Here is a 25,865-nt window from a genome sequence, read left to right as displayed (position 1 = left end):
ACGATCAGGCAACGACGGTGATGCGCTGCCCGGCAAACTCAACTGTTTGCCCCTGATGAATTTTGCAGCGCTTACGGGTTTCGACTTCCCCATCGACCAGGACTTCACCTTCACCAATCACCACTTTGGCCTGTGCACCGCTTTCCACCCAGCCTTCAAGTTTCAGCAGATCGCAGAGATCAACGTGTGGGAACTTACCCAAAGAAAAAGTCGCCATTATGCCTGTTCTCCATCGTGGAACTCTTCACATGCCTGTAAGGTATTTTCGATTAAGGTTGCTACCGTCATCGGCCCCACGCCGCCAGGGACGGGCGTGATATAAGAGGCGCGCTCAGCGGCGGCGTCAAAATTCACATCACCGACGACTTTACCGTTTTCGAGACGATTAATACCGACATCGATAACGATCGCACCCGGTTTGATCCAGTCGCCCGGAATAAAGTTGGGCTTACCCACTGCCACGATCAGCAGATCGGCATGCTCAACGTGATGGCGCAGATCGCGGGTAAAGCGGTGCGTCACGGTTGTGGTGCAGCCCGCTAACAGCAGTTCCATGCTCATTGGACGACCCACGATGTTCGACGCACCGACGACCACGGCATTCAGGCCGTACGCATCAATGTTGTAGCGTTCCAGCAGCGTAACGATGCCGCGCGGCGTGCACGGGCGCAGCTTGGGGGCGCGCTGACACAGGCGACCAACATTATAGGGATGGAAGCCGTCTACATCTTTGTCGGGCGTGATGCGCTCCAGCACTTTGACGTTATCAATGCCTGCCGGGAGCGGCAGTTGCACCAGAATGCCGTCAATCTCTGTATCGTTGTTGAGTTTATCGATCAGCTGCAGCAACTCGGCTTCGCGGGTGGTGGCGGGCAGATCGTAAGAGCGGGAGATAAAGCCCACTTCTTCACAGGCGCGGCGTTTGCTGCCGACGTAGATCTGCGATGCAGGGTTCTCACCCACCAGAACGACTGCCAGACCCGGTGCACGTTTTCCGGCGGCCAGGCGCTGCTTTACTTTTTCTGCAACCTCAAGCCGTACCTGCTGCGCAATCGTTTTACCGTCAATAATTTTTGCTGCCATCAGAGCGTAAATCCACTGTGTTGAGTTTAAGTCGGGGATGGCACCTATTTTGTCAGAAGCGCGTCCGGCTGTCAGGTAGAGATTCTTGTTGCAGGGTGGTTGACGATATTTAGCCGTGACGAAAGTGCGGGTTAACGCTTATGATGCCAGACAGGGAATTTACTGGATGACGTGATGATTTGGTTAATGATTGCCACCCTGGCTGTGGTGCTTGTTGTAGGATTTCAGTTGCTGACTGCGGGTTCTCGCCATGCTGCGCAGGCGCTCAGCAAGCGGCTGCAACTGCCGCCGGTCCATATTGAATCAATGCTGTCGCAGATGGGTAAAGAGGCGGCGAAAGAGTTTACCGATTACATCGCCGGCGATAACGAAGCGCATTTAAATAATGGTGCGGCGGTACTTTTGATCTGGCAGGTACTGATTGTGGATGGCAGCGACGAAAATATCCAGCGTTGGCACAGCGTGTTAACCGGCGCAGGTTTTTCTGCCACGCTCACTCGTCAGCAACTATTATTGGCATTGGGTTTTCTGCGTCAGCTCGAACCCGACAGCCAGGAGCTAAACGCGCTGCGTGAGCAGTATAACGCGCGCGTCACGCAGCAGGGCATTGAGCTGGAAGGGGAAACTACCGAGGTGAGTAATCTGGTGTCGCTCAGTGCCTGGCGCGACCGCCATTAGTGGAAATTGGTTATTACCTGGGCACTTACCGCGCCACCGCGGCAAAAACGTTGACGTTACAGCGTTCAACCGTATAATTCGACGCAACCTCTCCGCGCCCTTAGCTCAGTTGGATAGAGCACCGGCCTTCTAAGCCGTAGGTCACAGGTTCGAATCCTGTAGGGCGCGCCACTTTCTCTTCTTTTTACATCCCTTAAAGTCTACTTTTCCCTTAAAAATCAGAACATAAATCTTTTAACTGGTCCATTTTGGTCCGGGGTCACCGTAAAAATTCTGGCTGTGAACAACAGCTTTGAGCTTATCGCTCTTGAGTGGCATGAGCACAAGAAGCTATCGTGGTCTAAACGTTATGCCACAGATATTCTGGAATACCTGAAAAAGGATATTTTTCCTCACATTGGCAAAAGACCTATTGCAGACATTAATGCAAAAGAGATGCTTGATGTTTTTCGCAAGATGGAGAAGCGGGGAGTTCTCGACAAGCTAAAGAAAACCCGTCAGGCATGTCGCCAGATTTTTACCTATGCAGTGATTTCTGGCAGGGCTGAGCACAATCCCGAATAAAAGCCTTATTGGTTTTTTTAAAACAGGTATCGCTAGTCAGCAGAAATTTCCGATACTCCTAAATCGCGTCATTCTTCGATACGACGAATCAGACTGCAATAAAGAAAAAAATCGTAAAAAATGCCTGTCTGTTCTGTGTATGATACTTTTTGAAGTATCAACAGGATTATCAGAATCCCTATCTGAAAGGGCCAGGCAATATAATTGTAGTTTTGAGTTCGGCTTTGCTCAGTCCAAACTTCTATACAATACCTTCAACTGTCAGTCTCGAACGAGTGCTGTATTTTTACAAGTCTATTATCGAATACTTATCTGGAATGAGTACGAAGTAGAAAGAATATTTGCTACTCAAAAACAGAGCTTTACGCCTTCACCAGAGCCTAAAGCAGATGTTTTCAAAATGAAAAAAAGGGTTTAGGATATACTTTTTTTTGAAAATGACGATACAATATCTATGCCATATGATCCTTACACTTAACTTAGGGCGAGTGTTCTGCAAATGGATCATATGGCATCCATGATTTAATAAATCATTTGGTATCAAGTCTGTTAGGGAAGGAACAGGAGCGTATAATGGTTGTAGGAAGAGGAAAGTTTACCTTTAAAAACAATATCAAATCTAATATAATAAAAGTGGTTGCACTATATTTTATTGTTTTCCTTTTTTCTTTGTCAGGTTTGTATTTCGAAAGGTTTTTTAACCTACCTTATAAGTTTTTATTTATAAGCCCTTCAATATATAACAACACAGATTTTAACTGGACTACAAGCGTCTGGGGAAGTGTTTTAGGTATACATGGCACTATTGCTGCATTATCTATAACCTTCATGAGTATGTTTGTAGGTCAAGTTTCAAGTTATTCTGAGTATGGTTTTGAGTCAATATCGAAAATATTATTATTGAGGGATAATAAATTCCTTGATTTCAGCATGGAATCAATATGCAGTTTGATATGTGGTGTTTTGCTTTTGACTATTGGTTGTGGTTTTATTGGATATTTTTTATCACTTTATTTCTCCCTTTTATTTATTATTAAATATGGGGTGATGTACTACAAGCTTTATGAGTTTATGGAGAGATCAGACACAATAAGGATTCTGCTTTTTAATAATATAAAGTCTGTTGGGTCTGCCTACTCGCTTGTAAATATAGAAAGAAAAGAATTAAATCAAAGATTTCACGAAAAGTTAAGTTCCAGTGATTATATTCAGTCTGAATTAATTGGAGGTCACTTTTCATCTAATGTAATCGAATTAGATATTTTCCCAATCAATGCAAACTACTCATTAGTTGGGTTTAATGATAAAGTTTTGATTAAATTTTATGAGATGATTGAGGAGTTGGGCAAATCTAACAACTTAGTGCTCTTGCTCAATGTTGATTTTTTTTCTCCTTTAATAAAACCAGTGGCTAAAATTGTTACTAGCAGTGATAAATCTGTAGATAATTCTATGGTGTTAAAAGTTACTGAGTTATTGAAGGGAGCTTTAGTTGTCGGAAAACTTCCGCCTATCTATGAAAGTTTTAAGGCTTATGAAGAAGCACTTTTGGTCAACCTTAGAAAACATTTAATGAAAGGTGATGAATGGGCACTTGATTTCGGCGTTAAAGTTTTTTATGAACTTACAACTACTGACAATTATTCATTCACTTTGAGGAATTTTGATTTATCCATAGTTAAATTAAAAAATAAAAAAATATTTAATATATCTGTTTTTTCAAGTTTTTATGAGAAAATGATATCTTATCCTCTGAGGAGTGGAGAGTTAGTCAAGGCCGCCGGTATCATGTCATCGTTAATCAACCTGTCGAGATATATTTACAGTAAAGAGGATTTTGCAGCTTTCTATAAGAGTACATTTCGTAATTTAGAGAGTAGGGTTAGATATGGCATTGACGACAGTGAATATGTTTTCTTGGATTTACTTATAGATAATACCATTAGTAATTTAGTAAACATGAATTACATAGCATTTGAGTGTGATACCGATTTAGTTACTTACAAGATGAGATTTTTAGAAAAAAGTAACAAAATTGATCATGAGTCTTTAAATGGAATCCAAAAAAAAATCCTTCGGTGTGTTTTAGAAGTTGTTACACTACTTATTTTGCGCGTGCAGCACATAATTAAGAAAAACGAACCAGAGAATGATGAGTTTATCCTTTTAAGAAAATTATTAAAATCATGGATGAATGCTCGATTTTTAGAAGAGCTATATTATAAAGAAGAAACTTATTTTCTGTTGTTCTCTATTCCTAAGGACTACAGATCTTTCGGTGCAGAATCGAAATTGCGTGAAATTCCAGACGGTGAAGTGACAACCCTATCAATTGCTAATGATAGTTACAAAATGATTGCTATGTTTTTGATACATTCAGATTTCAGCAATAATCATTTTGATTTTATATTCATTAGAGATTTTGCAAGCTTTAAATCTTATACTGATTTAAATACTCATCAAATTAAGTCAATTATCTCAATTTTAGAAGATGAATCCTTTCATAAAACATATGAAGCTATAACAGGTGAAAATTTGGATAATAAAAAAATAAAACCTGTTGCAGATAAACTGAACACGCTATTGTTTAAATTTAATGAAATCATTCTTAAAGAAGTTATAGAGAGTGATCTTAATACTGATCTCGTTAATCAGTATATTGTAGAAACAAAATCTGAAATAGAAAAATACCTAAAATCGATTTTGAATTTAGATGATATGCCTAAATCCCAGAGAATTATCGGATCAACATTTATGTCATTAATAAACAAAAGGGAGTTGCTTACACCTATCGACGGAGTGCATTATTCAACAAATGTTCATAATTTAAGTTTAAACTTAGTATATGATTGGCTTAGGTCATTATTGCCTTACTTCCAAAACGGACATTTTGAAATACAGGAGTTAGGAAATTATAATGAAATTGAAAATAAGGGTGCTTTTTGCATTGAGTATAAGGTGAGTGATAGAGTAAATACATTCAGATATACGAAAGGATTAAAAATGACTGATGACAGTGGTGTGTTAGGCTTCGAAAGACCAGGGATATACTACTTCATGTTGTCAGATTGTTTTACTATGGAGAGGTCTTTGGATCTATTGAATCTTAGTGTTAATTCGATAAATGAACAAAATTTAGGTTTATTAAATTCCAAATTTAACATCGATAATGAGAGTCCTTTCCTATATGCTTTAATGAATGTCACTTTCAATATTGATATCATGCCTCAAGAAAAATTCTATATATACTTCCTTTCTGAAGAAAGATGTAAGTTTTTAAATGACAGGCAAGATCAGGAGATCGAGCAGTTGTTCAAGTCGGATAAGGAAATAAATATAAATAAGAGTTTTTAGTCTTTCATAAATTAGAAGCCAGAATACTTGAACAAGTGTTCTGGCTAAAAATATAGTCACTTTAAAAGCTTAATTTTTATTGATTAAATTATCAAAGATATGCATCCAGCGCTTAAGTTGCAGTTCTGTATCACGGATACCATCATGCGAGTTGAAGTCACCTTTTTGCGGAAAGAACATGACTCGCCACTCCGGGTTTTGCACATCATCTACTGTAAGCATCCCGGTAAACCGAACCATTCGCTTTTAGAGATCTTCCGACATACTGATTATGTCCTGTGAGGAGATCACCATGCGTAAAGCCCGATTCACCGAACACCAGATCATTGCCGTTCTGAAGTCCGTCGAAGCCGGACGTACCGTTAAGGATGTCTGCCGTGAAGCCGGTATCTCTGAAGCCAGCTATTACAACTGGAAAGCGAAGTTTGGCGGTATGGAAGCCTCTGATATAAAAAAGATGAAAGACCTGGAGGATGAAAACCGTCGCCTCAAACAGATGTTTGCTGATCTCAGCCTTGAATGCCGGGCACTTAAAGAAGTCATCGAAAAAAAGCTTTAAAACCAGCGATAAAGCGTGAGCTCGTCGGTTACCTGACTGCGCAATTTACCATGAGCATTCGCCAGGCCTGCAGGACGTTATCGCTGAGCAGGACGGTCTATTTTTACCAGCCCGATACCCGGCGTGATGAACCGGTGATCCAGGTGCTGACTGAGCTGGCAGAGCGCTACCCGCGATACGGCTTCAAAAAACTGTTCCAGCTGCTGCGCAGGCAGGGTAACACCTGGAACCATAAACGCGTTCACCGGATTTACTGCCTGCTGAAACTGAATTTTCGTCGCAAGGGAAAACAGCGTTTACCCGCGCGTAACCCGGCGCCACTGGCTACGCCGGAAGCGCTTAACCAGAGCTGGTCCATCGATTTTATGCATGATGCGCTGGTCTGCGGCAGACGCTTCCGGACCTTTAATGTGGTTGATGACTTTAACCGCGAGGCCCTCGCCATAGAAATCGATCTGAATATCCCGGCACAGCGGGTGGTCAGGGTGCTGGACAGAATCGTGGCAAACCGGGGTTATCCACTGAAACTGCGGATGGACAACGGACCAGAACTGGTCTCACTGACGCTGGCACAGTGGGCTGAAGAGCATAGAGTGATGCTGGAATTTATCAAGCCGGGAAAACCAACGCAGAACGCCTTTATCGAACGGTTTAACCGGACGTACCGAACAGAAATCCTAGATTTTTACCTGTTCAGAACGCTGAATGAAGCTCGGGAAATCACAAGTCGCTGGCTGATGGAATACAACAGCGAGCGGCCTCATGAATCCCTGAATAACCTGTCACCGGAGGAGGACCGTCTGATGGCCGTAAAACCGGAAACCTCAAAAAGTGCGTGGAACTAAAACGGGTGTGCTTACAATAACACTCACTTGATTCCAGTCGTTTTCATAGTCTTGAGCCTTGACGAACATGTCTGCATCAGGAACATCTACATCATTGCTATTCCCGCTGTATAGCTTCTTCAAAGCACTGATCGTGTCACTGGTTACATACTTTGAAAGGGCAGAGTAATCAGTCAGAGGAGATTTATCCTGCAAGAGTTGACCGACATACCATTTGTTGAAATTTAGCGCGGCTGATTCCACACCTTTAACATTAGAATCGGCAAATGATAAAGGAGTAAAAAGCATCAATGCTAAAAGTATTTTTTTCATTTTTTAATTGTGCCTTAGATGACATGGTTTAATCTTTATAAATTATAGCTTTATCACTATCGGTTTGAAGGTAAGTTTTACCGTCTATTGTTATAAACACTTTACCATTTATGCGGCCCCTAACGACTAACGCTATGCTGTTATAAACACATTTCTTATGCTCGCCATTATTATCATCAAAGCAAGTATAGTCATCAATTGATCCATCTCTGGTTCCGGTAGGTAATTTTTCATAACCACCGAAATTCATGACTATAACTGTGAAGTTATCAGGGGTATTGATGATGTGATATTTATTATCAAGTAATTCTCTGTTTTTCAACCACCAGTTTAATTTCCCTTTTGTAGTCATTGGCAAATGTTCTACAAAAACCGCACCATTATCAACTCTGACTATTTTTGCAGGTCTTATAGCAATCCATATGCAGTATGCTATTATTAAAAAAACTAAAAGTGCTCCAATCCTTTTATAGTTAAACATTGTTTTCTCCTGTCAATGTTATAGTGGCTTCGAAATTTGTGAAAAATGGCTTTTGAGCAAAATGCTTAGCCCTCTGTAGAACAAACCATATTCTGAAGAAACTAATTGAGTTGAATTTAATCTTTAAGATATCTTCTTTATCTAAGCCAAAATGGTCTTGTGCTCTATATTTGACAACCGCAGTATATTTATTGCCTTGAAAGGTCAGGCTTTCAATAGAAATTTCTGTGCTGTTTATGTCATGCACGGTAATCCCCATACCATTGACGAAATCTTTCCATCTTGTGTATTTAGGTAAATGGCTTTTAGATAACACAGTTGAGAAATGTTCTTTCGTTAATTGGGACTTGTTGAAATCAAATTGCTCGATAGTATTTTTAATTATGGATAGTGTGCTATCGACAGATTTGTCACTCAAAATAAGATTTCTGTAGGCATTGTTCATAGTCGGATGCTGATAATCTTTTCCATTATTGCGCTGCATATGATTGAAAAGATCTATGATCAAGCCCTGGTATGGTCCTCGGAAAGAAAAGACATAGGACTGAGATCTTAGTTCATCGTATAACATCGCTATGGCTCTTTCCCTGCTAACTGGCCGTATGGAGTTAGTAGCGGGATGCTGATAGGAAGGACCAAAAGTAGTCCAGTCTATGAAAGTTGATACTTGTCCGAGATGGTAATGCTTTTTCAGCGTATCAACATCCATATCGCCACTTTGCATGTCATCGGCGTTTCTGTCATTGAATCTTTTTTTTGTGGTGAAAATGGTTAGTTTTTTGTCGATTCCCTTCATTCAAAATCAATCCCTTTCAGTCAAATGATTAAGTATTATACATCTTCTGTTTATTAGGTAGGTTAAGAATTTTCTTAACATTCTCTATGCTAAGAGTCATCGAAGCTCAGACAAGCACTCATTGATAAACCACAGTCATGGTGGTGAGCACTTTGTTAAGGGGGCATATCTGGGGGCAGGTCACAAACTAAAATGAAAAAAAACACATATAGAACAGATGACTAGCTAGAAGGTTTGAATCCTGTAGGGCGCGCCACTTTCTCTTCTGTTTGCATCCCTTAAAGTCTACTTTTCCCTTAAAAATCAGAATATAAATCTTTTAACTGGTCCATTTCGGTACAGGGTCACCTATTGCGTTCTTATCCAATATGGGGGAAGTCAGTGGTACGGTATGCATCAACTCAACATTGCTGTATGACAAAAATATTGAGGATGTGTGTAATATTTCTTAGGTGGAAAAAATACCAGAACCTGCTTTTTAAATGCAAAGAAATAAAACCAGCGTTTTCCTCATGCGCGTTGTCTACAATAAAAAATAGTAAAAGCTGGTCTATGGAAAGACCAGCTTTTATTCAATAATTTTTCCTGAGAACCGGGAAAAGATAAACTTTAATCTTTGATAAAACTGTTTGCAGAAAATACTGGAGCGCTTTCTTTTACCATCTTCTCTGCTTCAGTATTAATACGATGTTCAAATACTTCTTTCTCGATAATGAAATCTTTTTCCTCAATAACCAGTTTGTAATTAGGTATGTGTTCAGAGATGTACTGAATATAAGTTGTTACGTGCAGCTTAAAAGGTAAGTTAGAGGATAGTTTATCCACTTTTATTGCTTTATCACCGGATAAACCTTGTTGCTCGTTAGCCCGATTTGCTATTTTTGTTAACGCATTATGAATATCACCTGAGAAATTGTTTGGATCTAAATTAGTCAGGTTTATTTCTTTTGGTGCGTTATCCGATGCAGCCGCTAAGGTAATATCCATCCCACGTTTTTCACTATAAATTTCACCGAGGTTCACACTCCCTGACGTAGTCTTAATGACGTGTTTTTCTTGAAGGATGAGTCCTTTGTTAACCATCGCTGCACAGAAAATGGCACCGCCCAGAATAAGAGATGATACGAGCAATGGGACGCCATACTGTTTTGCATTCATAAAGTTAAGTCCTTTTGGTTGATGATTTTTTATCGGGTTATTATACATCAAATTGATAAGTGTTAACCCTGGAAAAGGATGGTTTATTTAGCTTTATTAATGCTTTAGCACGCGCGTAAAAAGTGAATGTTATTTCTGATAACGGCCTTATTGAGTCTGAGCCAGTGCGAAAGGTTCCTCTGGCTTATGATGTTTTTATGAACTAAACCGTTTGGCAGAAAAATTATTTATGCGTTATTTTCACTGAACATTAAATATTCTTTAAACAAACAGTCGTTAATGGCTTTTGTCTGAAATCTCAGCTTAAAGCACAGTATGTTTATTCCTCGTTTATTCCGCTTTCTTTACCTTATTCATTACCAGTAAGCGCATACGCCTCCCTTTTCGTAATGAGTTCACCCAATTTTAAGTGAAATTGAGAGAAACATTGCATGAACAATGAGGCATATGTCTGAGACGAACCGGGTGAAGGTCTCATCTGTACAGCTTACGCACGAACATTATGACTGAGTCAGCATGGACAGGGTGAGGTTTAAATCAGCCCATTAACGTAAAAACAGGTAGGGCAGGGCAGTAAATCGTGAATACAAGACATTGCCAGATGGGCTTTCCTGTTACGCGGGCTGCAGGCCCGGAAAGCTTTTTACCTCAAACATTTACCAGTAAAAGTGCGACTTACATATACCCGACCCGACCTTTTTTACCTGCATCTCAGCAAATCTCACTCCTGTTGTGCATGGTTGTCTTCACCTGCTGGCTACTACCGGGGCTTGTGGGTCATGAGCCGTGGAAGCCGGATGAGGCTTATACCTTTGGACTAATCCGTCATATTGCCCAAACCGGTGACTGGATAGTACCTACGCTGGCGGGCGAACCCTTTATGGAAAAGCCGCCACTCTATTTCATTGTGGCCTCGTTCTTCCTCCGGCTGTTTAGTCCACTACTGGGCGAACCGGATGCAGCACGTCTGACAACGGGCCTGTTTATCTTGATCACCTGTTATGCCATCGCGCTGACGTCCCGGGAGCTGTTTGGCAGGGGAGCGGGCCGCTGGGCGGTGCTTATTCTGTTTGCCTGTGTTGGTTTTCCTATCCGGGCTCATCAGATGATTACGGACACTGCTTTGCTGGCAGGCGGTGCAATTGGCATTTACGGTTTCGTTTTGGGAATTCGCCGCCACATGTTGGGGGGAACGATTCTGGGCGTTGGCGCAGCCATCATGTTCCTGTCTAAAGGGCTTCTCGGCCCCGGCATTCTTGGGCTGACAGCACTGGCGCTACCTTTGCTGAATGCAGAATGTCGTAGCAGACGCTATGCCATATTTTGTGCCATCGCGGTGCTGGTCTTCTGCCCGCTGGTTGCACCGTGGTTATATGCGCTCTGGATGCGTTCAGAAAAACTGTTTTCAACCTGGCTGCTGGTGAATAACGTTGGCCGTTTCGATGGCACCGCTAAACTTGGCCCCAAAGCGAAACACTTTTTTTACTTCAAACTGCTTCCCTGGTACGCCTTTCCTGCATTGCCGATGGCTTCATGGTGGCTCTGGCGCACATGGAAAACCGGCATTAGTGCCCCTGCGAAGGTGCTGGTAACGTTTTTTTCTGCCGGTTTCGTTACGTTGTCAGTCGCTTCCGATGCGCGTGAGCTTTACGCCATGCCGCTGCTTCTGCCGCTGGCCATACTGGCCGTTGGAGCCTGCCAACAGAAAAGCACCTGGACAGAAAAGTTACGTCCCTGGGCACTTGGACTATTCTGCCTGCTCCCTGCGGTCATGTGGGGGGCAGGGATCATCCTGATGACTGGCTGGCCTGCACCGTTGTGGAACAAATGGGTCTTGCACGGCGCACCTGGCTTCACGCCGCAGCTCTCTCCGGTGATGCTTATTGTGGCATTAGTGGCAACGCTGATGCTCAGCGGGCTGGTGTTGCTTAACCGCACCTGTCGGCAATGTCCTTTAGCTGTTTTTACCAGCTGCATCACGCTGTGCTGGGTTTTAGCCATGACATTGGGCATGCCGTACCTGGATTATACTAAGCGCTATTCTGATGTGTTTATCCCGTTGCGGGCCTGGTTGCCGAAGGACGAGTGTGTGGCAAGCAAGCACCTTGGCGAGCCGCAGCGAGCTTTACTGGAATATTATGACGGGCTGATAACATTACGAGAAGGGAAGCACAGAGGTGCTTATCGTTGTCACTGGCTGCTGGTGCAGCATGATAAAAAGCACCCTGAAGAGTATGTCGACGGAACATTGGTCTGGCAGGGGGAAAGGCCTGCGGATAATGAAGAGAACTACCAGCTTTACCGACTGAACAGGTAAACCGAAATATTACGGACTTAACGCGCCTGCGTTCATCCTGCAGGCGCAGTTAATATTCCACACTGGCGCTATCGTCATTCAGGGGAGTGAAAGATGAACTTCATTTTCCTTTGGCGCCCAGTCTCTGTCCGAGAATTCATCAACAGAATGGGAAACATTGCGCAGTCCCTGGGTGCCAAGGAAGTTTTTGACGCCTTCCTGAAGGTTACCGTCTCGGAAAAGTTCGGCAATAACAAATAGCGCATCGGAAAGTGACAGCGTTCTGATTTGAGCAGGTAGCCAGTTTGTGCGCGTAAAGATCAGGTGATAAAGCGCCTCCTCTCCAGATAAAGGAAAATAGCGCGTGCCAAATTGTTTGCGGTGCTTGTCCAGAATGATTTCAAGAATGAATATTTGAGCCGTACGTTGCCTGATCTGATTAACAAAAACATTTTCGGAATTGCCCATATCCAGCGTCGTGGCATCGTTGTTCTGCTTGACGCGCGTCTCAATAGCATTCCAGAGATTGTCATACTGATTCATAGCTTACCTTGTCCGAAAGTGTCGTTATCATAACAACGTTAGCAGAAGGAACTCGTGCGGCAAAGGTTGCAAGCATAATCAGCCGCTTTCGGACGTAAAAAAACAGTATTGGGTTTTACCGCTTCAGTGCCGCTGCGTAGTGCCCTGCAAAGTCGGGCTGTGCAGTATGACGTTTTTATGAAACGGAGAAAGCAAATAGCAGAGCTTACGTTTGATGCAGTGAAAACAAAAATGGCCACAAAGGGCCATGTCGAGGAATTCAGACGCGATTAATGCAACACACCGGCAGTGGTTAAACAAAGTGTGCAAAACGCAACGCTGAATGCAGAGAAACCCACCAGACCAAGAACGACGAAACCGAAATTTCTCATATCGACCTCCACCGTGTCCAGGTGACACAGCCAAATCATAGGGCTGGCGGGTAAAAAAGTACATACTGTTAATAAAGACATAGAAAATACTGCTGTGACATTCATTAAATGGCTATTCTCGTCGTTTTACCGGATTTAAACGTGGATTATTGTTTGTTATCTAAAGCATCCCACTCATCTATTTGGCCAGATACTCATCGCCTAAATCAGATAAAAACTGCGTTTAATCTATTATAAAAAACTTATTATCTTTGACATCAGTCCTGGCGCTTCTTAGAGACGTTGGTTACCTGAACAGAATTGTCCAAAGCTGACTGGCCGTTGATGGGTGTTTTACTTTTTACGGCGTTATCTGAGGCGCCATGATATGGAGCATCTTTGTATATATTGATTTTATCAACACTCAACCCCAGCGGATCCACCCAGCTCGGCGGGTTCGGTGCATGCTGATACAGGTTCCAACCACCTTCCAGCCCTATCGGGTCCTGAACCGTGAATCGCTCCACCAGCGGGTTATAATAGCGGAACTGATTGTAATGCAGACGATTTATTCTGCCCGCACTGATCCGCATTACGCAGCAACTGATAGGGCAATACTGACTGTTCCGTCAGCAGTACAGAACTGTTTGTTTACCTTTATATTTATGATTATTTTCAAGTGAACATATTTATGTCATCCAGCGCATCTTCGGCTCTTGATGCTATTATAGGATTATCGCTTTTCATCTTTTCTTTAAGGAAAGGAATGACTATTTTTTTATCAATTTTCCCCTGTATTCTTGCTAAGTGACCTAAGCAAGTAATCGCTAGACCACTAATGTCTTCATCGTAATGGTCTGCTTTTTTCATAAATTCTTTTTCAGCCCACTCTATATCACTGATGTTATGGGCAATAAATAAAAGTGTGTCTGACATCTTAACTAGATCATCAGAGCCTGAAATTTTCTCGAGTCGTAATTTATCATTATTCACAGTAAATTTTTCCTCTTCTCGTGGTTTTTCCAGATTTAATTAATGCTGATTGTTGTTTGTTATCTAAAGCATCCCACTCACGTACATGTCCGTGATATTCATCTACTTGATCAGACAAAGACCGTGTTTTATCTAATACAACAATCTCATTATTTTGCACATCAACGCCAACTCTTCTTGGGGACGTTGGTTTTAACTGAATAGAATTGTCCAAAGCTGACTGGCCGTTGATGGGTGTTTTACTTTTTACGGCGTTATCTGAGGCGCCATGATATGGAGCATCTTTGTATATATTGATTTTATCAACACTCAACCCCAGCGGATCCACCCAGCTCAGCGGGTTCGGCGCATACTGATACAGGTTCCAGCCGCCTTCCAGCCCTATCGGGTCCTGAACCGTGAACCGTCCCACCTGCGGGTCGTAATAGCGGAACAGATTATAATGTACACCGGTTTCGCTGTCCGCATACTGGTCCGCATAGCGCAGCGGCTGATGGGGCAGGGCAGACTGTTTCGCAGCCGTGTAAAATCCTCTGTCTGCCGGCGCACTTCACCAAAGCTGCCGTACTGCCGCTCCAGCGGATGTCGCCGCGTTCATCGGTTACCTCCAGCGGTGCCCCATTGAGATCGGTATTGAATCACAACACATCGCCCCGGCCGCCGTCTGCCATATGATCGATGCGCGCCAGCGGGCTCCAGGCCTCGTACACATAGGTTTGAAGTTGACAGTTATTTGATAAACTTTTTTATGTATGATTTCAAAGGGTTTATTATTTATTGAAAGGAATGAAATTGATTCGGTCAGCGCAGAAAAATGTTTTTAAGACATCGCTTTTGACAAAAAAGCTGGAGGAATAGCATTCCTTCTTCCAGCCTTAAAAAGAATTAATCCATGAAATCATCATTTTCAAGGTAATGGATGACCGCATTAAAAAAATCATCTCTATCAGAATCCGGATGATGTTCAAGCTTATTCTCAATTATAGCTTTGAAAATAGGTGCCTCTAAGAATGTTCCGTAATTTTCTTCGAAGTCCATTTCCTCATCTTCATCTTGGGCGATAAAGTATCTTCCCTCATTAATATCTTTTTTAGATTCAAGATCAAACGATTCCCCAACATAAAGCCAGCCTACGTCAGGGAGCTCATGACATTTTTTCAATAACTCATCAAAACCATTAATCACAATCATTTAACACCTCATTATCGGCAACTAGTTCCACCGCCCCATTTATTTCTCCCACCCGTTCCGTCCGGATGGTAAATTTTATGGTAGCTTTTATGATCATTGAAATCAGCAAGTTGTAACGAGCCTGGTGAATCACCGTGATGCCAGGTCATGTTTTTTGGCGAAGATCCTCTAAATTTATTATTTTTCATCGGTTGAACATGTTCAACAACACCTGGATATTTTGTTTGTAACTCACGCTTAAATTCTGGATCAGTTTGAAGACGCTTGTAAACAGATTCGTTTGCTCGGCTAAAATGTTCTTTGTCCGTCATTTTGTATTCGCTTGAGTCAAGCGTGTGTTCATGGAAAACATGATATTTTCCTAAGCCACGTTGACCTTCACCCTTGTATAACCCCAACGGATCCACCCAGCTCAGCGGGTTCGGCGCATACTGATACAGGTTCCAGCCGCCTTCCAGTCCTGTCGGGTCCTGAACCGTGAACCGTCCCACCTGCGGGTCGTAATAGCGAAACAGATTGTAGTGTAGACCGGTTTCGCTGTCCGCATACTGGCCCGCATAGCGCAGCGGTTGATGGGGCCGTGCAGACTGTTTCGCCAGCCGGGTAAAGCCCTCTGTCTGCCGGCGCACTTCACCAAAACTGCCGTACTGGCCGCTCCAGCGGATGTCGCCGCGTTCATCGGTTATCTCCAGCGGCGCCCCATTGAGATCGGTATTGAACCACAATACATCGCCCCGACCGCCGTCTGCCATATGGTCGATGCGCGCCAGCGGGCTCCAGGCCTCGTTAGGAGCGTACACATAGGTCTGGCAATGGCCGTTATCCTGCTGCTCCTGGAACAGACGATAGCCTTGCCAGAGGAAACGGATTTCTTTAATATTTTTGTTATTAGTTTAGCTCAGCAATGGTGTGTCAATTTTGACCGATGATTGTCTTTTAATAACGAAATGTTCGCTTGAAAAAGGAAGCCAGCAGCCTTGCTGGCTTCCTTTTTAGTCCCATCGTTCATCTATATATGGTGTGATACTTTCAATTGTTAAGAACTTTGATTTGCAATAAAAATCGAGCTCGTTATTTTTTATTTTTATTTCTGAATAATTTTCAAAGGACTTTATTTCCGGGGAGCAAAAGAAGCCGATTCCAGAACCAGTGGCATTTAAATGGATAACATCTCCAAAGTTAATCACCAGGCTAAGTGCATTGAATCCATCCTTCTTCCATTTTTCAGGATGCTTTTTCGGTATTTCCCTACAAAAGAAATGAATTTTTAAGTCTGAAAAGCGCTCCAATGAAAAACTTGAAATTTCGATGTTTTTAATGTTCAATTCATTGCCGAAAATGAATTGAATTTTTTCTTTACCTATCGCATTTTTAAACCACATAGAAATACCTTACGGGAAATTATAGTGGCCATGAGTACCAGGAACTGAACTAGCATTCAGGTTTTTAAGAGGTCTGACCTTAAAATGAGGTTGAGTCCCATGACCAGAAGTAGCCTTGGCATGTCCTAAACTATGGTCTTGTAGAAGAACGGACTGACCTTTTTTACCAACAAATTCGGAATGCCTTTTTTAATTGGCTGGCCAATACTGCCTAATGATTTTTTACCACTCCCATCTAATAGATCGGATTTTGTGATAGGGCCATAGTGTTGATTCATTGTTATTCCAGTCTTCCTTTTAGCTTGCCTAAGGCATCCTTGCGGCTGCCCCCTTTATAAGATGTCTTCTTGTTCTAAGTATGTAGTGCAATTTTGAAAAGTTAAAACATCGACGGAAAAGAATAGTTCATGATGAAGGCCAGTTTGCTGTAAGTCATATACGCTACCGTTTTTATTTATTGATAAATGAGCGTATTCTATTTTACTCCATTTCTTTATGTTAACAATATCACCCTTTCCACCTAAAGCATGTATGACAATTACATTGTAATCAACACCCCACTTTCCCCATTTGGCTATTTCAAATGCAGGTTTCTGTTTGGTATGAATGTTTACTGCAAGGCGGCCTCCTAACTCGAGTGATAGTTTTCCAATAAGAACATTACTTTCAATTCCATCAGGGAATATTTTTTTTAAAAAATTATTGTAACTAATTAAATCTATTAGGTTCATGTTAATTACTCCACGGGAAATTATAGTGGCCATGCGTTCCAGGAAAGTTTCCGGCATCTGGCCTTTCAATGGTTCGGGTATTAAAGTGAGGTTCTGCACCATGTCCAGGAGTGGCTTTTTGGTGGCCTAAACTGTGCTCCTGTATCAACACAGTTTTATTGTCTTTGTTTTCAAAATGATATTCTCGCGTTCTTATCGGCAGATTATCTTTGCCGATTACTACATTGCCGTTACCATCCCTTAATTCAGGCCGCAGAATTTTAGTTGGTTGCTGATTATTTGGTATTCCAGCATCCCTTTTAGCTTGCCTAAACGCATCTCTGCGACTGATACCTTCATAAGATGTCTTTTTGTTTGGAGCACCGCAATTGCTCAACCCCAGCGGATCCACCCAGCTCAGCGGGTTCGGTGCATACTGATACAGGTTCCAGCCGCCTTCCAGCCCTATCGGGTCCTGAACCGTGAACCGTCCCACCTGCGGGTCGTAATAGCGAAACAGATTGTAGTGTAGACCGGTTTCGCTGTCCGCATACTGGCCCGCATAGCGCAGCGGCTGATGGGGCAGGGCAGACTGTTTCGCCAGCCGGGTAAAGCCCTCTGTCTGCCGGCGCACTTCACCAAAACTGCTGTACTGGCCGCTCCAGCGGATGTCGCCGCGTTCATCGGTTACCTCCAGCGGTGCCCCGTTGAGATCGGTATTGAACCACAACACATCGCCCCGGTCGCCGTCTGCCATATGATCGATGCGCGCCAGCGGGCTCCAGGCCTCGTTGGGATCGTACACATAGGTCTGGCACTGGCCGTTATCCTGCTGCTCCTGCAACAGACGATAGCCCTGCCAGAGGAAACGGGTTTCTTTGCGATCGTGCCGGCTTCTGACCACTTTGCGGGTGCGTCTGCCCAGCGCATCGTAATGATAGTGTGCGGTAAATTCGCCGTCCGGACCATTGCCTTTGGCGGTGATGAGCCGGTTTTCGGCATCATAGGTAAAATGCTGCTCGTGCAGGCCGCTACGGCGACGGACCAGGTTGCCCCAGCCGTCATATTTCATAAACAGATTCTGCCAGTGATGCAGCCGGTTGTCGGTAACCGGCAACGCGTGCAGTGCATCGTCGTTTGCCGCCAGGTTGTCCGCGTTATCGTAAGCAAAATGCGATGTGCTGTGGCCCTGTCTGGCTTCATAGTGCTTCAGCAGGCGGCCTTCATCATCGTAACCATAGATAATGTCGCCGCGCAGCGTATCACTGACAGACTCCAGTTCACTGCGTGCCGAATAGCGGAAAGCGCGTTCCAGAATGGCTTTTTCCGGCAGCACCACCTGGCTATGCAATTCACTGCGCTGCATCGTGCGCCTGCCAAGACTGTCGTACTGGCGCGCCTGCTCCCTTGCGCCCTGACTGCGGCGAATTTCCCGGTGCAGACGGTCGCGGGTAAATTCACTGACCAGTTGCTGATTAAAGCGGATGGCGCTGACATGGCCAGAGCCATAGTGCAGCCAGGCAAGCTGCTGTTCCCCCGGCAGGGTCAGATGGGTGAGGTTGCCGAGGGCATCCCATTCGTAATCCAGTTTTCCGTTTATACCGGACTCGGATAATAACTGGCCTGCTGCGTCATAGGTGAAGGCGATTTCATCCTCTTCGATACCGAGCGCGATCCCCTCTGCAGTCGGGGTACGAACCAGGCCGGCGAGCTGTCCGCTCCGGTGGCGGCGATAGTGGTATTCGGCATGCTGCGTCGTGCGTCCGGTCATCAGGCCGCTGTCGTCGTAGCGAAAGTGCTGCCAGCGACGGGCTGCGCCACCATCGAGAGCGGGCTTGCCGTTTTCCTGTAAACCGCTGAGAAAACCCTGCGCGTTCCATTCCAGATTACGCGAGGTTTTATCGGGTCGGATTTCACTCAATGGACGACCGAGCGGATCGCAGGTAAATCGGTATTCACCGCCGTTGCCGTTTTCCAGACGGAGCACATTGCCACGTGCATCATAATGCCAGCGACGTGTGCGACCAATCCGGTCTGTCAGGCTCACCGGTAAACCCAGCGCGTTATAGGTCCAGCGCACCTCGGCTTCCAGCGGATCGCGCCACGCGCTGAGCTGCCCCTGGTGATTCCAGTGCAGGGTTTCACGGCTGCCGTCCGGATGAATGATGGCGCGCAGTTGCCCACTGTCATTCCATTCGCGCGCTGTAACATGGCCTTCAGCATCTACGCTGCGGATAAGCTGACCAAATCGGTCATAGCTGAACGTCGTTACGCTGCCGGAGCAGTCGGTACGCTGCGTCAGCAGCCCTTGCCGGTTCCATTCCAGCTTTACCACGCCGCCCGTTGCATCGATGATGCTGTCTGGCAGCACTTCTGTGTCATCAGGATAGTGATAGGTGGTGATGTTATTGAGCGCATCAGTTTCACTGAGCAGGCGAACGTTAAGATCGTAAGCCGCCTGGGTAGCAGTAAGATCGGGATAATCGGTACGGAGGATACGGTCGGTCATGCGGAACCAGTGCCGGGTGGTTCGTCGTCCAACCGGGTCGATCTCCTGCGTCATGCGTCCATAGCGGTCCCAGTTGCTGCAGCGCATAGCCCCGCCGGGCAGAATGACATCGCACAGCTCGCCCGCGCGATAAACCAGCATTGTCTGGCGACCATCGAAATCGGTAAAGCGGGCGACGTTATCGTCATCGTCGATCAACCAGTGCGCCTCAACGCCGTCATCACGTCGCGCGCGTCGGGTGCCATTATCAAAATCGTACTCAAAATCCAGCTGCTCGCCGCCGCTGTGACGGAAGGCCACCACACTGGGCAAACCATCAATTGTCTGCCAGCGATACTCACTCAGCAGGCCGTTTGTATCCTCATGAGCGACCATAAGACCGTCGCGCCACTGGAAGCGTCGACGCACGCTACCGCCCCGGCCCGTTACCGTAACGAGCTGGCCCATATCGTCATAAGCGTAACTGACCAGACAAATTTCGTCATCCAGCCAGGCTCCGCTAAGCCTGTTATCGGCATAGCGGCATACCACGCGCTGACTGGCGCTGTCTGTCAGCGCGTTCAACGTATGATCGGGGTTCCAGTCAAAGGTTATCTGGTTGCCGCAGGGGTCGGTGAGGCAAAGGGGAAGAGAGGGGCCGTCGTCGGGCAATGGCATAAAATGCCAGCGCTCGCCGCTGATGTCATACAGCGACCAGCTGTCGTCACGGTGATGTTCCAGCCAGCGTTTTTCCGCTTCGCAGTAAGTCCGCTGTCCCTTTGGTACCCGTGGGAAAGAGACGTAATCGCCGGAGGGCGCGCGCCAGACCAGCCCGTCCTGATAGTGCTCCAGCCGGGTTTCCCAGAACAGGTTCCAGCCACGGCCCAATATGCTGTCGCCGGGATTACCACTGCGCCAGTAACGCTGCCAGCTAACGGGCAGCCGGGAAGGGAGCACAAAATCCAGCTCATCGTCGCCGCTGAGAAATTTCTGGCCGCTGACAATATCCACCGGACGGGCAACAATACCTGCGGCCGCCACACCGGTCATCAAGGCACCAGCACGGCAGGCCACTCGGGCGATTTTGTTGATGCCGGGAATCTTGCTCAGTAATTTACCCAGCGCCCCGACCTTGCCAGCCGCACCGCCCACGCCACCGGCCAGGCCGGCAAACAGCAGAGTGAGATCCGATGCTTTATAGGCCCATTCAGGCACTTCAGGCTTGATGGGGAGCGTTTGCTCAGGTTCGCCGCCGATGTAGACGTTGTCAGAGCCCGTCATCACTTTTGCATCGCAGGTGGTGCGATCGTCGATACGTGCTGCAGGCAGGCCGTTGATATAAACCCGGGAGGAACCTTCCGCCATCTGCTGCGGACCATCGTCCGAGCAGGCCACTATGCTGTTGGTGGCCATAGCGGCAGGTTTACTGTTAACAAACACGTTGGGTGAGCCGGTAGTAATCGTGCCTTTTTTGGTCATGCTGGCCGCGCCGGCATCCGCTATCCCATCCCGGGCGGCGGTAGCCAGTTCTCCGGTGAGATAACCCACGCCGATGCTGAGCCCAACCAACAATACGCCAACGCCGAGACAGGATGCGCCTATGCCGGCGACCATCAATGCACCCGCCGCAATACCGCCTGCCGCAGCGATCAATCCACCGACGAGGGTACCCGCGATCATGCCTGCCAGCGCATGAGAGTGACCGATATCATCGCCGAGGCGTGCAGCTTCAAACATGATAATTGCCCTTGTCGTTAAGCGTTAAAGCGAAAACTTTTAAGCAGCGTTTGAAACTGTGCCTGATCAGCGTCACTGATGGCGGACATGGAGGTCATGGTAAAGACCAGCACTTTGTGATTATCCGGCGTGAAGACCGACTGCTGTTGCCAGGTGCGTTTGCCGTCACGCAAAAAATTAGCGTGCACGCATTCGCCTTTAAGCAGATCGTCACCCAGTACGGCAGGGCCGCGTTCAGTCTGTTTCCATCCCTTAATGTGTTTTTGCATTAGCGTTAACTGACGATCGATATACGCAGGCAGCGCTTCACCGTCGGCGAGCGTATCGCGTGAGAGAGTAAAAGCGGGGGCATTGGCAGCAGAAGCGGTGAAAGCATTAACCGTGCGGTCCTGATAATCCTCAGGCAGTGTGATTTGACCTTCCGTAAACAGACAAGCGATGTTTGATCCTGACATCGTACACATTCCTTATCCTTAAGATGTGCTCAAGTTTGTCATGAAAAGCGGGGAATCTCCAGCAAAGGCAAGGGCGGGAAGAGGGCCTGGCTGGAATGTCAGAATAATCCTTATCGGCAAAGGGATAATGGCCTCATGGCGAGGCCATTATGGGTTACCTGTGCGGACCGCCGCCAGGACCGCCACCGCCACCTGGTCCCATCTGTCCCGGGCCGCCGCCGGGTCCCCAGTATGGCCAGATGCAGCCCGACAGGGCAGAAACACTTGCTAACGCGATAACGAACAGAATCACTTTTTTCATACGGGCTCCTGATTGATGTGAATGACTCTATCAGGCCCTGCCTGTACAAGTATGTGGCGGATGAAAAAGGCTCGGCAGGATAACGTAAAAGTTTCGTTAACCTACGTGTGCGGGGCGCAGACCGACAGCCAACTTGTTTTATCTGCCTGTGTTGCGGGCTTTACCTTATGAAGGTCAGGGCAAGCTGTTAGCGGTGTTGCCCATCATCTTAAAAGCAGACCACGGCGTGTATTACCGCAGGCCGCCCTTATTTGTCCCGGTGCACATATTTGTCTCGGTGCACAAAACAGATGCGCCCGTGGGGCGGAGTAACGCAATCCAGGGTTCACCCCGGCGTCACATTTGAGCGGTGACGTGCTTCTTTGCATCAGAAGTGTGCACCGCTACGCGGTTTTAGTCGCGAACCGACCGCAGACTGGCATGGCACAAACCCTCGCCCCTGGCCCACAAATTGCAATGGTCGTGGTACGAAGTCACATTATCACTTAGCAAAAAGGAATCAGACGAATGTCCGTGAGCCGTTTATATGTTGCCCGCCTGTGTTTACCTGCAATTTTTACGAGTTTGTCGTTCTCTTCGGTGGCCTTTGGGGCAAATGTACCCAATGGCGTGGCGCTGGCCCCTGTGCAGGAGATCGTGCGGGGCAACGGTGATGAGCCTTCAACTCTGGATGTCGATAAAGCCGAAACCAATGATGCTTTTGCTGTGATTAACGATCTGTTTGAAGGGTTGGTGCGGACAGACCCTGAGGGCAAAATCATGCCAGGACTGGCGAGTTCGTGGGAAACGACCGACAACAAAGTCTGGACCTTTCATCTTCGCCCTGATCTGACATGGTCAGACGGATCGCCTCTCACCGCCGAAGATGTCGTCTTCAGCTGGCGTCGTCTGACCGATCCAAAAACCGCTTCGCCTTATGCGTCTTTTGCTAACTATGCGCACATCCTTAATGCCGATGCGGTAACGGGCGGTAAAAGTCCGTCTGACAGCCTGGGCGTAAAAGCGTTAGGCGCTCACACCGTGCAGGTCACCCTGGATCAACCAGTATCCTATTTTCTGCAGTTTGTTGCGCATCCTTCCCTGTTCCCGGTCAGCGAAAACAATATTAAAAAGTTTGGCGATGCCTGGATCAGACCGGGCAACATGGTCAGCAGCGGGGCGTATAAACTGGATCAGTGGGTAGTAAATGAAAAAATTACGCTGACCCGTAACGATCGTTACTGGGATAATGCCCATACCGTAATTAACCGGGTGACGTTTTTACCGATTCACGACGTTTCAGCCGAGCTTAACCGCTACCTGGCCGGTGGTATTACGATTACGGAGAATATTCCCGCTATTGATTTTGCGCGGATGAAAAAAGAGCGGCCCAAAGAGGTTCACAGCACGGCTGTTTATAGCGTGTTCTACTTTCAAATTAATACGCATAAACCGCCCTTTACCGATGCTCGCGTGCGTCAGGCGCTGGATTTGGCACTGGATAAAGGCATCATCGCCGATAAAGTCATTGGCATGGGACATAAAGCGGCTTATACCGTTCTCCCTCTGTCCATGGGGGAGGTCACGCTGTCGCCGCCTGAGTGGGCCGGCTGGACGCAGGCGCAACGGGTAAAAAAAGCGCAGGTGCTGCTCAATGAAGCCGGTTTTTCTGCCAGTCATCCTCTGAGTTTTACTCTGCTCTACAACACCAATCAGGATAACCAACGTATCGCCATCGCCGCGGCCTCGATGTGGGGGAAAACATTAGGTGCAAAGGTCACTCTGCAAAACCAGGAATGGAAAACCATGTTAGATACCATGCATCAGAGACAATATGATCTGGTGCGTTACACCTGGATTGGTGACTACAGTGAGCCCTCTACCTTTTTAAATACCTTCCGCAGTGGCGACAGCCAAAATAGCTCAGGCTATGCCAGCACAGGGTTTGATGCGGCCGTAAAAGCCGCGGGGATGGATACCGATCCCCATGCTGTGACCCAGGACTACCAGAAAGCCAGCGACATTATCGCGAAAGATACGCCGGTCATACCGGTTTTCTATGGTGCGCTCAACAAGTTGGTCAATCCAAAGGTCGGCGGTTATGCACCCTCGCATCTGGGGTTCTACTACACCAAGGACCTTTATCTTGTTAAGTAAGGCTGGCCGCTGCTTGCTCTTATCCGGACGGCGCTTTTAACTCATCTGGGGCCAGATTCTGGCCCCAGACCGCCTGGTGCAATCTCCGGCCTTTCCTGTCAGCGCCGGAAAACGCCCTTCCACCACGCAGTCAACGCACATTTTCGCCCAGCTAAATCCCACCGATTGAAACTCGCTTGCAAAAGGTAACGACTGGAAATGTTCTTCTGTTTTAAAACTGCATGCGGAAATGGGATGTTATGCGCTGAGGTAAATCAATGACCCGATCCGCCTTGAATAAACTGCACGCATAAAACATCTGTGACCGGGTGCCTTGCCCAATAATATCCCCACGCACTTATTGAAGGTAAAAAATGGAAAAACCATTTTTTAAGAAGCAGATAGTTGACTCTTCCAGCACTGAGTGCGGTGAAACGCTGTCCCCGTGGGTGCTTTTACTCCGGCGAAACTGGGTGTCTTTTGTACTGGGAAGTATGACCGTGATCTGCTTCGTGCAAAGCCACCCGCTGCACGCGCGGCTGGCGGCGGCAACGCATGCCACGCTGCCACGACCGCCTACTTCCAGCGCAGCTTCAGATGCCACGATGAGCCAGCGCCAGGCTGCGCTCACCACAGCTTCACTTGAGCTTGCCTCTGCCCAGGCTAAACTGGCGGCGGAAAAGATTCGGCTGGTCAGTGCGCAGTTAAAGCTTGAACAGAGCAGCCTGCTTCAGGACATCGATCATACCCAACAACTCGCGTTTCAGCAGGTCAGCGACAGCCGTTTCCAGCAAGCCATGCTGAATGGTCAACTTGCACAGCTGGCAGAGCAAATTAAAATTGAATCGGCGCAAATCGGTATGGCTCAAAAGCTGGTCAACACCTGGCGGCCGTTGTTAGCAAAGGGGTACATCTCCACGCTTCAGTTTGAGCAGGAGCAATCGACCGTTTGGGGTTATGAGAGCCAGTACCGTGCGCTGTTACAGCAGCAGTATGGTGCCCGCCAGCAGTTAAGCGTATTGAACGATCAACAGCTTCAAATACCCCTGGCGACCGCCGTTAAGCTCAACGTTATGCGCCGCCAGCTGGCGCAGGTGGATGAGAACCTTTCACAAAATGAAAGCACCCTGCAGCAGGCGCTTTATATGCCTTCTGAGGATTCGGTAAAATCCATTCCCGCGAAAGCGGGCGCGGGTGAATCCGCCAATTCGCAAAACACTATCACTGGATTAACATCCGTTAAGCCCGTCGCTGTAACGCCCAGGGAAAACCATGCCGAACCGCATTTTCAAAGAGTAAATGCCCAGGCCGGTAATACCTTCAGCAGTGGGCATCATTCGGTCTCAGCGCATAATGTGTAATCCGGTCCAGGCTGGTGGCTGACGCACAGGGGAAGAATATGTATTTACACTATCAGCCCGGCAGGATAGCCTCATTTCTCACCTCCCTTTCAGGCGAATCGTAGAATGCCCGA

22 protein-coding genes, 1 tRNA gene and 4 pseudogenes are annotated in these 25,865 nt (G+C 46.5%); 8 read left to right on the top strand and 19 right to left on the bottom strand.

Annotation, left to right across the window (positions count from 1 at the left end; translation table 11 throughout):
• Positions 1-4: 4 nt before the first annotated feature.
• The gene (gene ybcJ / locus CMR03_RS15595) at positions 5-217 is read right to left on the bottom strand and encodes a ribosome-associated protein YbcJ (RefSeq protein ID WP_063878701.1); all 213 of its coding nucleotides are present in this window, start codon (positions 215-217) and stop codon (positions 5-7) included.
• Positions 217-1,083, bottom strand: coding sequence for a bifunctional methylenetetrahydrofolate dehydrogenase/methenyltetrahydrofolate cyclohydrolase FolD (gene folD, locus CMR03_RS15590; RefSeq protein WP_063878702.1), 867 nt, complete (start codon positions 1,081-1,083; stop codon positions 217-219). The genes ybcJ and folD overlap by 1 nt, the downstream gene beginning before the upstream one ends.
• Before the next feature lie 174 nt (positions 1,084-1,257).
• Here folD and CMR03_RS15585 point away from each other — a divergent pair, with 174 nt between their 5' ends.
• The 4 genes and pseudogenes from CMR03_RS15585 to CMR03_RS15565 all read left to right on the top strand — a co-directional run bounded on the left by CMR03_RS15585 (position 1,258) and on the right by CMR03_RS15565 (position 5,679).
• Positions 1,258-1,761 carry a DUF1198 family protein gene (locus CMR03_RS15585; RefSeq protein ID WP_096011969.1) on the top strand — a complete coding sequence of 168 codons (504 nt, stop codon included), beginning with the start codon at positions 1,258-1,260 and terminating at the stop codon, positions 1,759-1,761.
• A gap of 94 nt (positions 1,762-1,855) precedes the next feature.
• Positions 1,856-1,932, top strand: a tRNA-Arg gene (locus CMR03_RS15580).
• Between the two features lie 96 nt (positions 1,933-2,028).
• Positions 2,029-2,319: pseudogene (locus tag CMR03_RS15575) on the top strand (tyrosine-type recombinase/integrase); the annotation flags it as partial.
• A gap of 579 nt (positions 2,320-2,898) precedes the next feature.
• The gene (locus CMR03_RS15565) at positions 2,899-5,679 is read left to right on the top strand and encodes a hypothetical protein (protein ID WP_096011968.1); all 2,781 of its coding nucleotides are present in this window, start codon (positions 2,899-2,901) and stop codon (positions 5,677-5,679) included.
• A gap of 69 nt (positions 5,680-5,748) precedes the next feature.
• Here the strand turns inward: CMR03_RS15565 and CMR03_RS15560 are convergent, their stop codons facing one another.
• Positions 5,749-5,901: a DUF4755 domain-containing protein gene (locus CMR03_RS15560; RefSeq protein ID WP_244181393.1), complete on the bottom strand. Its 153-nt coding sequence runs from the start codon at positions 5,899-5,901 to the stop codon at positions 5,749-5,751.
• Positions 5,902-5,971: 70 nt separating this feature from the next.
• Here CMR03_RS15560 and CMR03_RS15555 point away from each other — a divergent pair.
• Positions 5,972-7,083 (top strand): IS3 family transposase gene (locus tag CMR03_RS15555; protein ID WP_096011967.1). Its coding sequence is split into 2 segments (ribosomal slippage): positions 5,972-6,224 and positions 6,224-7,083, totalling 1,113 coding nucleotides; the frame shifts between segments, so codons are not numbered across the junction.
• Here CMR03_RS15555 and CMR03_RS15550 read toward each other — a convergent pair.
• The 4 genes from CMR03_RS15550 to CMR03_RS15535 form a co-directional block, all read right to left on the bottom strand.
• Positions 7,063-7,395 carry a hypothetical protein gene (locus CMR03_RS15550; RefSeq protein WP_096011966.1) on the bottom strand — a complete coding sequence of 111 codons (333 nt, stop codon included), beginning with the start codon at positions 7,393-7,395 and terminating at the stop codon, positions 7,063-7,065. The genes CMR03_RS15555 and CMR03_RS15550 overlap by 21 nt on opposite strands.
• A 28-nt stretch (positions 7,396-7,423) precedes the next feature.
• Positions 7,424-7,876, bottom strand: coding sequence for a DUF943 family protein (locus CMR03_RS15545; RefSeq protein WP_096011965.1), 453 nt, complete (start codon positions 7,874-7,876; stop codon positions 7,424-7,426).
• Positions 7,869-8,672, bottom strand: coding sequence for a DUF3289 family protein (locus CMR03_RS15540; RefSeq protein ID WP_096011964.1), 804 nt, complete (start codon positions 8,670-8,672; stop codon positions 7,869-7,871). Before CMR03_RS15540 ends, CMR03_RS15545 begins: the two co-directional genes overlap by 8 nt.
• Positions 8,673-9,281: 609 nt before the next feature.
• Positions 9,282-9,830, bottom strand: coding sequence for a hypothetical protein (locus CMR03_RS15535; RefSeq protein WP_063878704.1), 549 nt, complete (start codon positions 9,828-9,830; stop codon positions 9,282-9,284).
• 772 nt (positions 9,831-10,602) lie between these two features.
• On the opposite strand from CMR03_RS15535, the gene CMR03_RS15530 reads away from it, so the two are divergent.
• Positions 10,603-12,147 carry an ArnT family glycosyltransferase gene (locus CMR03_RS15530; protein ID WP_244181392.1) on the top strand — a complete coding sequence of 515 codons (1,545 nt, stop codon included), beginning with the start codon at positions 10,603-10,605 and terminating at the stop codon, positions 12,145-12,147.
• Between the two features lie 78 nt (positions 12,148-12,225).
• Here CMR03_RS15530 and CMR03_RS15525 read toward each other — a convergent pair whose 3' ends face one another.
• The 12 genes and pseudogenes from CMR03_RS15525 to CMR03_RS25265 form a co-directional block, all read right to left on the bottom strand.
• Positions 12,226-12,669: an ECs1072 family phage-associated protein gene (locus tag CMR03_RS15525; RefSeq protein WP_063878706.1), complete on the bottom strand. Its 444-nt coding sequence runs from the start codon at positions 12,667-12,669 to the stop codon at positions 12,226-12,228.
• Between the two features lie 628 nt (positions 12,670-13,297).
• On the bottom strand, positions 13,298-13,612 hold the full coding sequence (locus CMR03_RS15520; RefSeq protein WP_096011962.1) for an RHS repeat-associated core domain-containing protein: 315 nt from the start codon (positions 13,610-13,612) through the stop codon (positions 13,298-13,300).
• An 82-nt stretch (positions 13,613-13,694) separates the two neighbouring features.
• The gene (locus CMR03_RS15515) at positions 13,695-14,012 is read right to left on the bottom strand and encodes a hypothetical protein (RefSeq protein ID WP_244181391.1); all 318 of its coding nucleotides are present in this window, start codon (positions 14,010-14,012) and stop codon (positions 13,695-13,697) included.
• A gap of 307 nt (positions 14,013-14,319) precedes the next feature.
• Positions 14,320-14,743, bottom strand: a pseudogene (locus tag CMR03_RS25765) (RHS repeat-associated core domain-containing protein); the annotation flags it as partial.
• Positions 14,744-14,897: 154 nt separating this feature from the next.
• Entirely contained in the window at positions 14,898-15,203 is a 306-nt protein-coding gene (locus tag CMR03_RS15500; protein ID WP_096011960.1) for a DUF7716 domain-containing protein, read from the bottom strand.
• A gap of 11 nt (positions 15,204-15,214) precedes the next feature.
• Positions 15,215-16,078, bottom strand: a pseudogene (locus tag CMR03_RS15495) (RHS repeat-associated core domain-containing protein); the annotation flags it as partial.
• A gap of 117 nt (positions 16,079-16,195) precedes the next feature.
• Positions 16,196-16,585 (bottom strand): Imm50 family immunity protein, encoded by a 390-nt coding sequence (locus CMR03_RS15490; RefSeq protein ID WP_096011958.1) that lies wholly within the window; start codon positions 16,583-16,585, stop codon positions 16,196-16,198.
• Positions 16,586-16,594: 9 nt separating this feature from the next.
• Positions 16,595-16,711 (bottom strand): annotated as a pseudogene (locus CMR03_RS25905) (HNH/endonuclease VII fold putative polymorphic toxin); the annotation flags it as partial.
• A 206-nt stretch (positions 16,712-16,917) separates the two neighbouring features.
• Positions 16,918-17,316, bottom strand: a complete 399-nt coding sequence (locus CMR03_RS15480) for a hypothetical protein (RefSeq protein ID WP_244181390.1) — start codon at positions 17,314-17,316, stop codon at positions 16,918-16,920.
• A 1-nt stretch (position 17,317) separates the two neighbouring features.
• Complete coding sequence (locus CMR03_RS15475; RefSeq protein ID WP_096011957.1) at positions 17,318-21,520, bottom strand: RHS repeat-associated core domain-containing protein; 4,203 nt, start codon at positions 21,518-21,520, stop codon at positions 17,318-17,320.
• Positions 21,521-21,537: 17 nt separating this feature from the next.
• On the bottom strand, positions 21,538-21,975 hold the full coding sequence (locus tag CMR03_RS15470; RefSeq protein ID WP_063878709.1) for a DcrB-related protein: 438 nt from the start codon (positions 21,973-21,975) through the stop codon (positions 21,538-21,540).
• Positions 21,976-22,129: 154 nt separating this feature from the next.
• Positions 22,130-22,276: a hypothetical protein gene (locus CMR03_RS25265; RefSeq protein ID WP_164484305.1), complete on the bottom strand. Its 147-nt coding sequence runs from the start codon at positions 22,274-22,276 to the stop codon at positions 22,130-22,132.
• A 507-nt stretch (positions 22,277-22,783) separates the two neighbouring features.
• Between CMR03_RS25265 and CMR03_RS15465 the strand changes: the two genes are divergently transcribed.
• Complete coding sequence (locus tag CMR03_RS15465; protein ID WP_096011956.1) at positions 22,784-24,412, top strand: ABC transporter substrate-binding protein; 1,629 nt, start codon at positions 22,784-22,786, stop codon at positions 24,410-24,412.
• A gap of 353 nt (positions 24,413-24,765) precedes the next feature.
• Complete coding sequence (locus CMR03_RS15460) at positions 24,766-25,752, top strand: HlyD family secretion protein (RefSeq protein ID WP_096011955.1); 987 nt, start codon at positions 24,766-24,768, stop codon at positions 25,750-25,752.
• The last annotated feature ends 113 nt before the right edge of the window (positions 25,753-25,865 follow it).

It is taken from the genome of Pantoea allii (assembly GCF_002307475.1).
Classification (GTDB): domain Bacteria; phylum Pseudomonadota; class Gammaproteobacteria; order Enterobacterales; family Enterobacteriaceae; genus Pantoea; species Pantoea allii.
This window is presented reverse-complemented; position numbering and strand designations above follow the sequence as displayed.

Bases quoted from the DNA above. Each gene is read 5' to 3' on its own strand.
- ybcJ (WP_063878701.1), bottom strand. From the start codon at position 217: ATGGCGACTTTTTCTTTGGGTAAGTTCCCACACGTTGATCTCTGCGAT.
- folD (WP_063878702.1), bottom strand. From the start codon at position 1,083: ATGGCAGCAAAAATTATTGACGGTAAAACGATTGCGCAGCAGGTACGG.
- CMR03_RS15585 (WP_096011969.1), top strand. From the start codon at position 1,258: ATGATTTGGTTAATGATTGCCACCCTGGCTGTGGTGCTTGTTGTAGGA.
- CMR03_RS15565 (WP_096011968.1), top strand. From the start codon at position 2,899: ATGGTTGTAGGAAGAGGAAAGTTTACCTTTAAAAACAATATCAAATCT.
- CMR03_RS15560 (WP_244181393.1), bottom strand. From the start codon at position 5,901: ATGCTTACAGTAGATGATGTGCAAAACCCGGAGTGGCGAGTCATGTTC.
- CMR03_RS15550 (WP_096011966.1), bottom strand. From the start codon at position 7,395: ATGAAAAAAATACTTTTAGCATTGATGCTTTTTACTCCTTTATCATTT.
- CMR03_RS15545 (WP_096011965.1), bottom strand. From the start codon at position 7,876: ATGTTTAACTATAAAAGGATTGGAGCACTTTTAGTTTTTTTAATAATA.
- CMR03_RS15540 (WP_096011964.1), bottom strand. From the start codon at position 8,672: ATGAAGGGAATCGACAAAAAACTAACCATTTTCACCACAAAAAAAAGA.
- CMR03_RS15535 (WP_063878704.1), bottom strand. From the start codon at position 9,830: ATGAATGCAAAACAGTATGGCGTCCCATTGCTCGTATCATCTCTTATT.
- CMR03_RS15525 (WP_063878706.1), bottom strand. From the start codon at position 12,669: ATGAATCAGTATGACAATCTCTGGAATGCTATTGAGACGCGCGTCAAG.
- CMR03_RS15520 (WP_096011962.1), bottom strand. From the start codon at position 13,612: ATGCGGATCAGTGCGGGCAGAATAAATCGTCTGCATTACAATCAGTTC.
- CMR03_RS15500 (WP_096011960.1), bottom strand. From the start codon at position 15,203: ATGATTGTGATTAATGGTTTTGATGAGTTATTGAAAAAATGTCATGAG.
- CMR03_RS15490 (WP_096011958.1), bottom strand. From the start codon at position 16,585: ATGTGGTTTAAAAATGCGATAGGTAAAGAAAAAATTCAATTCATTTTC.
- CMR03_RS15480 (WP_244181390.1), bottom strand. From the start codon at position 17,316: ATGAACCTAATAGATTTAATTAGTTACAATAATTTTTTAAAAAAAATA.
- CMR03_RS15475 (WP_096011957.1), bottom strand. From the start codon at position 21,520: ATGTTTGAAGCTGCACGCCTCGGCGATGATATCGGTCACTCTCATGCG.
- CMR03_RS15470 (WP_063878709.1), bottom strand. From the start codon at position 21,975: ATGTCAGGATCAAACATCGCTTGTCTGTTTACGGAAGGTCAAATCACA.
- CMR03_RS25265 (WP_164484305.1), bottom strand. From the start codon at position 22,276: ATGAAAAAAGTGATTCTGTTCGTTATCGCGTTAGCAAGTGTTTCTGCC.
- CMR03_RS15465 (WP_096011956.1), top strand. From the start codon at position 22,784: ATGTCCGTGAGCCGTTTATATGTTGCCCGCCTGTGTTTACCTGCAATT.
- CMR03_RS15460 (WP_096011955.1), top strand. From the start codon at position 24,766: ATGGAAAAACCATTTTTTAAGAAGCAGATAGTTGACTCTTCCAGCACT.